The organism is uncultured Eudoraea sp. (assembly GCF_947258525.1).
Taxonomy (GTDB): Bacteria; Bacteroidota; Bacteroidia; order Flavobacteriales; family Flavobacteriaceae; genus Eudoraea.
Window position 1 is genome coordinate 35,033 of sequence record NZ_CAMYIP010000200.1, and the last position, 12,698, is coordinate 47,730.

The 12,698-nt window shown below is 37.8% G+C and carries 8 protein-coding genes, 1 pseudogene and 1 riboswitch; of the genes and pseudogenes, 5 read left to right on the forward strand and 4 right to left on the reverse strand.

Features of this window, described 5'->3' with window-relative positions:
* Positions 1-8: 8 nt before the first annotated feature.
* The 3 genes from Q0X89_RS15290 to Q0X89_RS15300 all read right to left on the reverse strand — a co-directional run bounded on the left by Q0X89_RS15290 (position 9) and on the right by Q0X89_RS15300 (position 2,498).
* A complete protein-coding gene (locus tag Q0X89_RS15290) occupies positions 9-638 on the reverse strand; it encodes a bifunctional nuclease family protein (protein WP_297695726.1) in 630 nt (209 codons plus the stop codon).
* Positions 639-723: 85 nt separating this feature from the next.
* Positions 724-1,692: an electron transfer flavoprotein subunit alpha/FixB family protein gene (locus tag Q0X89_RS15295; RefSeq protein WP_297695727.1), complete on the reverse strand. Its 969-nt coding sequence runs from the start codon at positions 1,690-1,692 to the stop codon at positions 724-726.
* A gap of 59 nt (positions 1,693-1,751) precedes the next feature.
* Positions 1,752-2,498 (reverse strand): electron transfer flavoprotein subunit beta/FixA family protein, encoded by a 747-nt coding sequence (locus Q0X89_RS15300; protein ID WP_297695729.1) that lies wholly within the window; start codon positions 2,496-2,498, stop codon positions 1,752-1,754.
* A 186-nt stretch (positions 2,499-2,684) separates the two neighbouring features.
* Between Q0X89_RS15300 and Q0X89_RS15305 the strand changes: the two genes are divergently transcribed.
* The 3 genes and pseudogenes from Q0X89_RS15305 to Q0X89_RS15315 all read left to right on the forward strand — a co-directional run bounded on the left by Q0X89_RS15305 (position 2,685) and on the right by Q0X89_RS15315 (position 8,711).
* On the forward strand, positions 2,685-3,662 hold the full coding sequence (locus Q0X89_RS15305) for a pyruvate dehydrogenase complex E1 component subunit beta (RefSeq protein WP_297695731.1): 978 nt from the start codon (positions 2,685-2,687) through the stop codon (positions 3,660-3,662).
* 159 nt (positions 3,663-3,821) lie between these two features.
* Positions 3,822-6,234, forward strand: a pseudogene (locus Q0X89_RS15310) (DUF5686 family protein).
* 86 nt (positions 6,235-6,320) lie between these two features.
* On the forward strand, positions 6,321-8,711 hold the full coding sequence (locus Q0X89_RS15315) for a sodium-translocating pyrophosphatase (RefSeq protein ID WP_297695733.1): 2,391 nt from the start codon (positions 6,321-6,323) through the stop codon (positions 8,709-8,711).
* 68 nt (positions 8,712-8,779) lie between these two features.
* On the opposite strand, the gene Q0X89_RS15320 is transcribed toward Q0X89_RS15315, so the two are convergent.
* Positions 8,780-9,394 carry a deoxynucleoside kinase gene (locus tag Q0X89_RS15320; protein ID WP_297695734.1) on the reverse strand — a complete coding sequence of 205 codons (615 nt, stop codon included), beginning with the start codon at positions 9,392-9,394 and terminating at the stop codon, positions 8,780-8,782.
* 353 nt (positions 9,395-9,747) lie between these two features.
* Here Q0X89_RS15320 and metK point away from each other — a divergent pair, with 353 nt between their 5' ends.
* Both metK and Q0X89_RS15330 read left to right on the forward strand, forming a co-directional pair.
* On the forward strand, positions 9,748-11,004 hold the full coding sequence (gene metK / locus Q0X89_RS15325; protein WP_297695736.1) for a methionine adenosyltransferase: 1,257 nt from the start codon (positions 9,748-9,750) through the stop codon (positions 11,002-11,004).
* 76 nt (positions 11,005-11,080) lie between these two features.
* A riboswitch (SAM riboswitch) is annotated at positions 11,081-11,191 on the forward strand.
* A gap of 181 nt (positions 11,192-11,372) precedes the next feature.
* Positions 11,373-12,665, forward strand: a complete 1,293-nt coding sequence (locus Q0X89_RS15330) for an O-acetylhomoserine aminocarboxypropyltransferase/cysteine synthase family protein (protein ID WP_297695738.1) — start codon at positions 11,373-11,375, stop codon at positions 12,663-12,665.
* Positions 12,666-12,698: the final 33 nt, after the last annotated feature.

The following is a 12,698-nucleotide window of genomic DNA, read 5'->3' on the forward strand; positions in this document are numbered from 1 at the left end:
CTATATTATCAATTGCGTTTAGATATTTCATCCCTCAGTTTCGCAGCTTTTTCATAATCTTCATTGGCCACGGCTTTGGCCAATTCCTTATTGAGTTCCTCGAGGCTTAATTCCTTGTATGGTGTTGTTGTGCCCGGATCTATTTCAACAGTTTCACCCTCCTGTAAAATTTCATCAACCACAATACTGTCGTCTCCCTCTGCTTTTTCTTTATCCTTTGAGGAAAATTTCAGGAAGATACCCGCTTTGTCCAGAATAGTTTTATAAGTAAAAATCGGTGCATTAAAGCGAAGTGCAAGAGCAATAGCATCACTTGTTCTAGCATCTATTATTTCTTCAATTTTATCACGCTCACAAATAATACTCGAGTAAAAGACTCCATCAACTAATTTATGGATAATAACCTGTTTTACTACAATGTCAAACCGATCCGAAAAATTTTTAAAAAGATCATGCGTGAGGGGTCTCGGAGGTTTTATTTCTTTTTCCAGGGCAATGGCAATGGACTGTGCTTCGAACGCTCCAATGACTATAGGCAGTTTTCTGTCACCATCTACTTCATTTAAAATAAGGGCATAAGCCCCATTTTGAGTCTGGCTATAGGAAATACCTTTTATTTTTAACCTTACTAAGCTCATATTTATAAGTATACCACTCAGTGCTGTTTAAATAAGGGTTGTCTTGATATTTAAACAGTACTTTAGGGGCACAAATTAACAAAAATTAAGCGTTTTGGGCCTTAAATTCTTTTAATTTTTCGGTGAGTTTGGGTACGACTTCAAAGGCATCACCTATAATGCCATAATCTGCAGCCTTAAAAAACGGTGCTTCGGGATCCGTATTGATTACTACTTTAACTTTAGAAGCATTAATACCGGCCAGATGTTGAATTGCTCCAGAAATACCAATGGCTATATAAAGATTGCTTGCAACGGGTTTACCTGTTTGTCCAACATGCTCGCTATGCGAACGCCAGCCCATATCTGAAACCGGTTTAGAACAGGCCGTGGCAGCTCCCAGAACGTCTGCCAATTCTTCGATCATACCCCAATTTTCAGGACCTTTTAAACCTCTTCCTCCAGATACTACGATATCTGCATCGGCTATTGTTGCTTTACCGACTACTTTGTCAATATTCAATGATTGCACAGAGAAATCGGGATCATTTAAGTTGGGTTCAAAGTTTTCTACTTCGGGGCTTACGCTGTTTTCGAATATTCCGTAGGCATTATTAGATACTCCAATAATATTTGTAGTAGTCTTATATTGTGTATGTGCAAAGCCTTTATTGCTAAAGGCCGTTCTTTTTACAATGAGTGGATTAGTGCTTATTGGCGGAGCAACGACATTAGTGCAATATCCGGCATTCAGGATTCCGGCCAGAATACCAGCCATATACTTGGTATCAGTGCTCGAACTAACGACAATGGTACTTGCACCTTCATTTTCCACAGCCTGTGCGATAACCGCTGCATAAGCCTTTGCATTAAAAATGGAAAGTTTATCACTGGTAACTTTCAATATTTTTGAAACTCCGTAAGTTCCGATTACTTCGGAATCTGCCACATTTATTGTTATTGCCGTAACTGAAGTGCCTAATTGTTCAGCTAACTTATGCGCGTAGGAGGCAGTCTCCAGGGCATTTTTTTTAAATTTACCGTTATCGGACTCCGTGTATACAAGTACTGACATAATTTTCTTTTAAGGATTAGGTTAAAAGTTTCAGTCAACTCTGAAACCTGATTTAATAATTAGATGACCTTTGCTTCATTATGCAACAGGTCTATTAATTCCGAAATATTATCTGATTCCACCAATTTTACTGCTCCTTTCGCAGCTGGTTTTTCAAATTTAATGTCTTCGGTTCCAAAACTGGCATCTACCGGCTCCAGTACATTTAGTTTTTTCTGACGAGCCATCATTATACCCCTCATATTTGGAATACGGAGATCACTTTCCTCTACCAGGCCTTTTTGACCTCCAATAATAAGGGGAAGTGTCGTAGAAATTTTTTCCTTTCCACCATCAATTTCCCGAATGGCAGTAGCAGTATTGCCCTCAATCTCCAGCCCAATGCATGTATTTATAAAATTATAATTTAACATGGCGGAAATCATACCAGGAACCATACCTCCATTATAATCTATTGATTCTCTCCCTGCAATGATAAGATCATAACCACCTGTTTTAATAACTTCAGCGAGCTGATGAGCAACAAAAAGGCCATCCGTTGGTTCCGCATTTATTCGAACTGCCTCATCTGCACCAATGGCCAGGGCCTTTCTAATTGTGGGTTCAACGGCAGGGCCCCCTACAGTTGCCACATGAATAGTTGCTCCTTGCTTTTCCTTAAACCACATAGCACGGGTTAAACCAAATTCATCATTTGGGTTAATTACAAATTGAACACCATTGGTGTCAAATTTTGTATCTCCTTCCGTAAAATTGATTTTGGAAGTAGTATCCGGTACGTTACTGATACAAACTAATATCTTCATACTTATTTTGCGTTTTGTGCATTCAAAAAGTAGCTGCAAAGATAGCTATTAATTTTCAAATTTACTATGCATGCATAGTAAATTTTGTATCTTTTTTTAATTAACTGGGAGCGCTAATTGGTAGATATTTTCCTATTTTTGTTGGCATTTTAAAGTGAATTATTTAAAAAGGGGGACCACAATTAGATGAAGACCATACAATTTAGGCAAGCTATTGCTGAGGCAATGACAGAAGAAATGCGAAGAGATGAATCTATTTATTTAATGGGTGAAGAAGTCGCGGAATATAATGGTGCCTACAAGGCATCAAAAGGAATGTTAGATGAATTTGGTCCGGATCGTGTTCTAGACACACCAATTTCTGAATTAGGCTTTGCGGGAATAGGAGTAGGATCTGCTATGAACGGTAACAGACCTATAATCGAATTTATGACCTTCAATTTTGCACTTGTGGGTATAGACCAGATAATAAATAACGCAGCCAAAATCAGACAGATGTCCGGGGGACAGTTTAATTGTCCAATTGTTTTTCGTGGACCTACAGGTTCTGCAGGGCAGCTGGCTGCAACACACTCACAGGCATTTGAAAGCTGGTTTGCCAATTGTCCGGGTTTAAAAGTTGTTGTGCCATCTAACCCCAATGATGCCAAGGGACTTTTAAAATCTGCGATTCGGGATGATGATCCGGTAATTTTTATGGAGTCTGAACAAATGTATGGGGATAAGGGTGAAGTACCCGAGGGAGAATATACTATTCCCCTGGGAGTTGCAGAAATCAAAAGGGAAGGTAAAGATGTTACTATAGTTTCTTTCGGTAAAATAATAAAAGAGGCCTATAAAGCTGCTGACGAATTGGAGAAAGAAGGCATAAGCTGCGAAATAATTGACCTCCGCACGGTTAAGCCTATGGATCGTAAAAAGATATTAAAATCAGTCAAGAAAACAAACAGATTAGTTATACTTGAGGAGGCATGGCCCTTTGGGAACGTGGCAACTGAGATTACTTATATGGTTCAATCAGAGGCCTTTGATTATTTGGATGCTCCTGTTGTAAAAATAAACACTGCAGATACTCCTGCACCTTATTCTCCGGTATTGCTGGAAGAATGGATACCCAATTATAAAGACGTTATTAAGGCTGTTAAGAAAGTGTTATATAAATAAGTTAAATGATTATGTAAAGGTATCTTAGCTTCGTCGACCAAGGTTGGGCGAAGCTTTTTTATCAAAGGAATTCTATTCGAAGGTAATTTACCCTAAACCATAGCTACAATTATTGTGTATTCGATTACTTTGGATCGAGTATTGCAATATCTAATACTTATGAAAAGATTCCTGCTATTCTTTCTTCTATTAACTCCTTTGTTTATTTTGTCTCAGACCAAAGCCGGCGGGATTGTGGTTGACGAGGAGGGGGAGCCTGTGGCATTCGCCAATGTTATATTTAAAGGCTCTACAGAAGGTGCTATCACCAATGAAGATGGATTATTCTATTTAGAATCTTCAAAAAAATTCAACGCACTCACCATATCGTTCATCGGATATAAAACAGAAGAATTAAAATTATCACAACGGGTAAACTACAATCTTAAAGTTGTTTTGCTGCAAGGGGAGCAGTTAGATGAGGTTGTTGTGTATATGGGGAAACAGTCCAAAAAGAATAATCCGGCAATAGATATCCTAAAAAAAATATGGGCAAAAAAGAAGATCAATGGTCTCCGCATGTTTAAACAATATCAATATGATAAATATGAAAAAGTAGAATTTGACCTTAATTCTATAGATAGTGCCATGATGCAGAGTAAGCTTTTTAAAGGAATGGAGTTTGTTTTTCAGGATCTTGATACTTCCAGAATTACAGGGAAAACCTATTTGCCAATATTTTTGAATGAAACCTCGAGTAAAGTGTATGGGGATAACATTTTAAATCAGACCAAAGAGGATGTATTAGGAAATAAAAATTCCGGTTTTAGTAATAATCAGGCGATAATCGGATTTGTAAAGGATCTTTATTCGGAATATGATATTTATGATAAGTATTTAAAGTTTTTTGATAAGAGTTTTCCCAGTCCGGTTTCTGAAGCAGGTATTGATGCCTATAATTATGTACTTTCAGATAGCGCTTATATAGACAGCAAATGGTGCTACCATATCATTTATTATCCAAGGAGAAAAAATGAACTAACATTTAAAGGGGATTTTTGGGTTAATGATTCAACTTTCGCAATTAAAAAAATTAATCTGGAGGTTACAAAAAGTGCCAATATAAATTGGGTTAAGGAAATTTATATAGAGCAGGAATACGAAGTACTCAACGATTCAGTTTTTTTGTTAAAAAGAGACTATATGCTGAGTGATTTTAGCCTCTTTACAGTTCTATAAAAACAAAACCGATCCTTTTAACCCGATCACATTTGAAAGAGACAGTATATTTTGGGAAAATAACAGATTGGAATCCCTTAATAAAGACGAACAAGGTATATACGATCTTTTAGATACATTAAAGACAGTACCTCGTTTTAACACAGCTTATGACATTGCCAGTATTTTGGCGTCGGGTTATATAGAAATTGATAGATGGAATATAGATTTAGGAAGTATCTACAGTGGTTTTGGGTATAATGAAGCCGAAGGGATTAGATTAAGAGGAGGTGCCCGAACCTATTTTGGGCAAAATGATCCATGGCGAATTGAGGGATACATGGCATATGGGTTTAAAGATGAAAAATTTAAACATGGTATTTCAGGTAAATGGCTTTTAGATCAAAAAACAAGATTAATACTATCCGGTGGGCACCGAAGAGATATAGAGCAATTGGGTATTAACCTTACGCAAACGACTGATGTACTTGGCAGAAGTGTAGCCTCTTCAGCAATTTTTACGGTTGGAGCCAATAACAGGCTTACTAATATTAATCTAACCACCTTCAATACGGATATTGAACCAATTACCAATTTTAGGGTTCGGTTTGGGAGTTCATATCGCACATTAAGTTCAGCATTACCCGACGCGTTTAGTTTGGATTATTTAGATCCTGAGTCCCCAACAGGCATATCTTCTGAGATTAATCAGTTTGAACTAAATACCATACTCCTGTATACTCCCGGTAAAAAAACCATAGGTAACGGTGTGGAACGAAGAAACGTTAATGACAATTACAGCACTCTTTTATTAAATTATACAAAGGGGTTAAAAGGTTTTTTTCAAAGTGATTTTGAATTTGATAAAATTCAATTTTCGTATACACAACCCTGGCAGATTGGAGGCTTTGGAAGACTGTTAAGTACTGTTGAAGCCGGTAAAACATTCGGATCTGTTCCCCTTGGCCTTTTAAGTGTAATACCTGGAAACCAGACCTTATGGACCATATATAATACTTTTCCAAATTTAAATTTTTACGAGTTTGTTACCGATACCTATGTCACCGTTCATTTAGAGCATAATTTTAATGGCCGGATTTTTTCCAGGATTCCAATTATTCGAAATTGGAATTTAAGGGAAATTGTCGGTTTAAGAGGAGCGTGGGGTACCTTAACTGACGAAAATATTATACTAAGCAGCCCAACAAATATTCCTCTAATTGCTCCTTCTGAACAGATTTATTGGGAATACTCTTTTGGTATTGGTAATATCTTCAAAGTTTTTAGAATCGACTTTAATTTCAGGGGTAATTATTTGGAGAATCCGGATGCCCGTCCTTTTAGTATTAAGGGAACATTTGGTTTTAGTTTTTAAATCCTCCAGAGAAAATATTTAGCTTTTTTATTCTAATCCATTTTACTACTTTTGCACCCGTTTTAAACAGCAAATAACTAACAAATATGGAATTAATCGTAAACATTTTACCTGCTTTTGGTGTTTTAGCACTACTTTTTGTCTTAATAAAAAATATTTGGGTTTCCAAGCAAGAAGTGGGCGATGCTAAGATGGCGCGGATTGCCAAAAATATTTCGGATGGAGCAATGTCCTTTCTGAAGGCGGAATACAAAATCCTTTCAATTTTTGTAATAGCTGTAGCTATCTTATTGTATTTCAAAGGGTCTGCTGAAGAGGGATCCAATGGAATGGTCGCACTTTCTTTTGTAGTAGGTGCCATATGTTCTGCATTGGCCGGATTTATTGGAATGCGTGTTGCAACAAAAGCAAATGTAAGAACAACACAAGCTGCCAGACAGTCTTTAGGTAAGGCTTTGGAAGTAGCTTTTGCAGGTGGTTCTGTAATGGGATTAGGGGTTGTTGGCCTGGGTGTTCTTGGATTGAGTGGGTTATTTATGATTTACCAAATGATTTGGCCTGGATCTGAAAATATTCCTATGGTATTAAATGTACTTTCCGGATTTTCCCTGGGGGCTTCATCTATAGCATTATTTGCTCGTGTTGGTGGAGGAATTTATACAAAAGCGGCAGATGTTGGTGCAGATTTGGTGGGTAAAGTTGAAGCCGGTATTCCCGAAGATCATCCTTTGAATCCGGCAACTATTGCAGATAATGTAGGAGATAATGTAGGAGATGTTGCAGGTATGGGAGCCGATTTATTTGAATCTTTTGTTGGTTCAATTATTGGTACGATGGTATTAGGGGCATTTATTTTTACGCCTGAATTCGGAGGTCTGGGTGCAGTTTACCTACCCTTGGTTTTGGCTGCTGTAGGAATCGTGATGTCTATAATTGGTACTTTCTTTGTCAAGGTTAAGGATGGTGGAAGCCCCCATAGAGCATTAAATTTGGGCGAATTCGGATCTGGCTTTTTGATGATAATTGCTTCCTATTTTATTATAACATCCATGTTGCCTGAAACTATTGAAGGCTTGCCTTCTGGGGCAATGGGTGTTTTTTATGCCACACTTGCCGGTTTAATTGCCGGGTTTGGGGTTGGTAAAATAACAGAGTATTATACAGGAACAGGAACAAAACCTGTTAGTTCAATAGTAAGGCAATCTAATACGGGAGCAGCTACTAATATTATAGCTGGCCTGGGAGTTGGAATGATGTCTACAGCAGTGCCTATCATATTAATAGCAAGTGCTATTTTAGTTTCACATCACTTTGCAGGTTTATACGGGATTGCAATTGCTGCAGTTGGAATGTTGGCAAATACAGGGATTCAATTGGCCGTTGATGCTTATGGTCCTATTTCTGATAATGCCGGGGGGATAGCAGAAATGGCGGAATTACCTAAAGAAGTTCGTGAACGTACAGACAAATTAGATGCTGTTGGAAATACTACAGCGGCCATTGGAAAAGGTTTTGCTATAGCCTCTGCTGCTTTGACTGCGTTGGCATTGTTTGCAGCCTTTATGAAAGTGGCTAATGTTACTGCCATAGACGTATCAAGACCTGATATTATGGCTGGCTTACTAGTAGGAGGGATGCTTCCATTTGTGTTCTCTGCCTTATCTATGAATGCAGTGGGCCGTGCAGCCATGGCCATGATCGAGGAAGTTCGCAGGCAGTTCAGGGACATTCCGGAATTGCATGCTGCATTGGAAGTTATGAGAAAGTATGACTCTGATATGACTAAGGCAACTGCAGAGGACAGAAAAATATTTGATGCTGCAGACGGGGTTGCTGAATATGATAAATGTGTAGACATATCAACAAAAGCTTCTATTAAAGAAATGGTATTGCCAGGTTTATTGGCGATTGCTGTACCTGTTGCAGTTGGGTTTATTGGTGGTGCAGAAATGCTTGGAGGACTTTTAGCTGGTGTAACTACCTGTGGCGTGCTTATGGCAATATTTCAATCTAATGCCGGTGGTGCATGGGATAATGCCAAAAAAATGATTGAAGCAGACGGTGGTAAAGGTACAGACGCTCATAAAGCGGCTGTAGTAGGAGATACCGTTGGAGATCCTTTTAAGGATACCTCAGGTCCTTCGTTGAACATTCTTTTAAAACTTATGTCTGTTGTAGCTTTGGTGATAGCACCAAGTATCGCTATTTCTTCAGATACCTTAACTGCGTATAATACTGAAAATGGCAACATAGAAGTTAAAAAAGAGATTCAGGTTGAGATGAAAAAGAACGATGAAGGTCTAGTAAAAGCGGTTGTAACTATAACTACTTTGGAAAATGGCGCTGAGAATAGCCGTGAAATTATTTTTGAAGGCAGTGAAGAAGAAGTAAAAGCGCAGATAGACGCATTAAATGAAGTTAATTCTAATGCAAAAATTCGAATAGAAAAAATAGTAAAAGAAGTAACGGAGGAATAGTAACTGTTGTTTCGAAGCTTAAAAAAAATCCCCAGGCTGTGCTTGGGGATTTTTTTTAGTAATTATCTTTAGAAGAGTCCATGTATTTCGGCATCTATCTTATTTATTACTTCACCCAGATGTTCGGGATTGTCGACGAAATCTAATTGATCCACATCAATAACCAACAAATTGCCTTTTTCATAGCCATGGGCCCATGCTTCATAACGTTCGTTCAATCGACTTAAATAATCTATAGATATAGAATTCTCGTAATCTCTGCCTCTTTTGTGTATTTGATTTACCAAATTGGGGATGGAACTTCTAAGGTAAATTAGCAGATCTGGGGGTTGTACCAGGCTTTCCATGAGATCAAAAAGACTGGAGTAATTGCTGAAATCTCTGTTGGTCATAAGACCCATAGCATGCAGATTAGGAGCAAAAATGTGCGCATCTTCGTAAATGGTCCTGTCCTGAATTATATTTTTTCCAGATTGGCGGATCTTTAATATTTGTCTATATCTGCTATTTAAGAAATAGATCTGAAGATTAAAACTCCAGCGTTCCATCTGATTGTAAAAATCATCCAAATAGGGATTGTCTACTACATCTTCGAAATGAGCCTCCCATCTGTAATGTTTCGATAAAAGCCGGGTTAGGGTAGTTTTTCCGGCTCCTATATTTCCAGCTACGGCAATGTGCATATAGTGTTTTAATTTATGGTTGGTGTCTTAAATATAAGAGGAACACAATATACAAAGTATCTGCTGGAAGAGAAAAAATAGTTGTTGAAATACTAGAGATAATTTTGTCTTCTCAAAATTTTTATTTCAATAGCAATTATGTATTTTTGACAACGTTATATAAGAGGAGGGATTTGACTGATTGCAACCTCTTAAGCAGGACATATTTTTTGGATACGTTTAAACGCTATTTAAAGATCATTAAGATTCTGCAAAAGAAAAAATGCTAAAGCAGTTTCTACAGAGTAATCTGAGTTGTAAACTTCTTTTCCAGCAACCGTCAAATCAATTTTAATTTTAAAAAGTAAGTTTTTATGGCCTATTTGTTTACTTCAGAATCTGTTAGTGAAGGACACCCGGATAAGATTGCCGATCAGATTAGTGATGCTTTATTAGATAATTTTTTAGCTTTTGACCCTGAAAGTAAGGTAGCCTGTGAAACCTTGGTAACCACTGGGCAGGTAATTTTAGCGGGTGAAGTAAAAAGTCACACCTACGTAGATCTCCAACAAATAGCGCGCGATGTTATAAATAAAATTGGATATACTAAAGGTGCATATCAGTTTAGTGGTGATTCATGTGGAGTCATATCTTTGATTCACGAGCAGTCTAAAGATATAAATCAGGGTGTTGAACGAGAAAAAAAGGAAGACCAAGGCGCTGGTGATCAGGGCATGATGTTCGGTTATGCGACTAACGAAAGTGAAAACTATATGCCATTGGCATTAGACATTTCTCATCGAATACTTAAGGAACTATCCTTAATAAGAAGAGAAAATAAAGAAATACCTTATCTAAGACCTGATGCCAAAGCACAGGTTACTATTGAATATTCGGATGATAACAAACCTCTTAGAATTGATACAATAGTAATATCTACGCAGCATGATGAGTTTGACAAGGATGATGATAAAATGCTGGCAAAAATCAAAGAAGACCTTATTAATTTTTTAATCCCAAGAGTAATAGCAAAATTACCCCAGCGTACACAGGGCTTGTTTAATGATAAGATTACATACCATATTAATCCTACAGGTAAATTTGTGATTGGAGGGCCACATGGGGATACCGGATTAACCGGAAGAAAAATAATTGTAGATACTTATGGAGGTAAAGGTGCACACGGTGGGGGCGCTTTCAGTGGAAAGGATCCTAGTAAAGTAGACCGGAGCGCCGCTTATGCAGCAAGACACGCGGCAAAAAATTTGGTTGCGGCAGGAGTTAGTGATGAAATATTGGTACAGGTAAGTTATGCTATTGGATTGGCCGAACCTACTTCTATTTTAGTAGACACTTATGGAACTTCAAAAGTGGCTATGAGCGATGGTGAAATTGCCCGTAAAGTGGCAGAACTTTTTAAAATGAGGCCTTTTGATATAGAAAACCGTCTTAAATTAAGAAATCCCATTTACCTGGAAACTGCCGCTTATGGACATTTTGGGAAGGAACCTAGAATGGTGTCAAAAGTATTTGAATCTCCCTATAATGGCAGGGTTGAAAAAGAAGTGGAGTTATTCACATGGGAAAAATTAAATATGGTAGATAAGGTAAAATTGGCATTCAATTTGTAATTTTTTGTACAAATAATAGGAATATCCGTTTTTCCATACCTATATTTGCTTTTACAAAGTTCAATCACTTGTTGAAAAGTTATCAAGAAAGGTGGAGGGAATAGACCCTTTGAAACCTTAGCAACCCTTTGTTTCAAATACAAAGAAGGTGCTAAATTCTATCACATGTATATGTGACAGATAACAATAAAGAATTATCCCTTGTAATTCGTCTTTCTATATAACATTTTAATATTTCCCGATTGCTCAGCGCAGCACTTAGGTTTGGATTGTACTGAAATGGATGTATAAAAATGATCCTAAAGTAGTTTTGAAAACAAATTGAATTAAGAACCAGTATTCATATTGAATACAAAGAAACAAACGTTATGAGTGAACACAAATTTTCTACAAATGCCTTGCACGCCGGACACGACCCAAGCACTAATGCCGGTACACGGGCAGTACCTATCTATCAAAGTACCGCCTATGTTTTTAATGATTCTGAACACGCGGCTAATTTATTTTCCTTAGCTGAGTTTGGAAATATTTACACCAGGATTAATAATCCTACGAATGATATTTTAGAACAAAGGCTTGCAGCCCTTGAAGGAGGTATTGCCTCAGTGGTTACCTCGTCAGGAACCGGAGCTATTAATACCGCGCTATTGGTTCTGTTGAAGACCGGAGATCATATTGTAGCTTCTAATAGTTTATATGGGGGCACTTATAATTTGTTGAGTGTTACCCTTCCCCGTCTTGGGATTACTACAACATTTGTTGATCCCTCAGATGCTTCTAATTTCGGAAAAGCAGTAAAGGAGAATACAAGGGCTATTTTTGTAGAGTCGCTGGGAAACCCAAAATTGGATGTTCTTGATCTGAAAGCTATCTCAGCTGAAGCAAAGGCGGCTAAAATTCCATTTATTGTTGACAACACTGTAGCTACACCTGCCTTGTTGAATCCGATTGAGCATGGAGCCAATATTGTAATTCATTCTCTTACCAAATATATCAATGGAAACGGTACTGCGCTAGGTGGAGTGGTAATTGATGCCGGAACTTTTGATTGGGCCAACGGAAAATTTCCGGAATTTACTGAACCTTCACCGGGATACCATGGTTTGGTATACCATGATGCCTTGGGACCAGCTGCATTTATCGCTAAAGTGCGTATTGAAGGCTTAAGAGATCATGGTGCCTGTTTGAGCCCGTTTAATGCATTTCAAATAATACAGGGTCTGGAAACGCTTGAAGTACGGATGCAAAAACATAGTGAAAATGCCCTTGAACTGGCAGAATGGCTTGAAAACAGGGATGAGGTTACCTGGGTGAACTATCCGGGCTTAAAAAGCAGTAAATATTTTGCTGAGGCCGAAGCTTATTTGCCAAAAGGACAAAGCGGATTAATAACTTTTGGAGTTAAAGGTGGATTCGATTCAGCTAAGAAAATTGCCGATGGAACCCAAATCTTCTCATTATTGGCTAATATAGGTGATACTAAATCTTTGATTATTCATCCGGCGAGTACTACGCATCAACAATTAGATGAGGCGGCCCAGGAATCAACAGGAGTAACTAAAGATCTAATACGTTTATCTGTCGGATTGGAGAATCTGGATGATCTTAAAGCAGATCTGGAACAAGCTTTTAAGACAATTGATAAATCTGTTCCGGCTTAGATATAATAACAATACTGATATTAACTGAGTAGA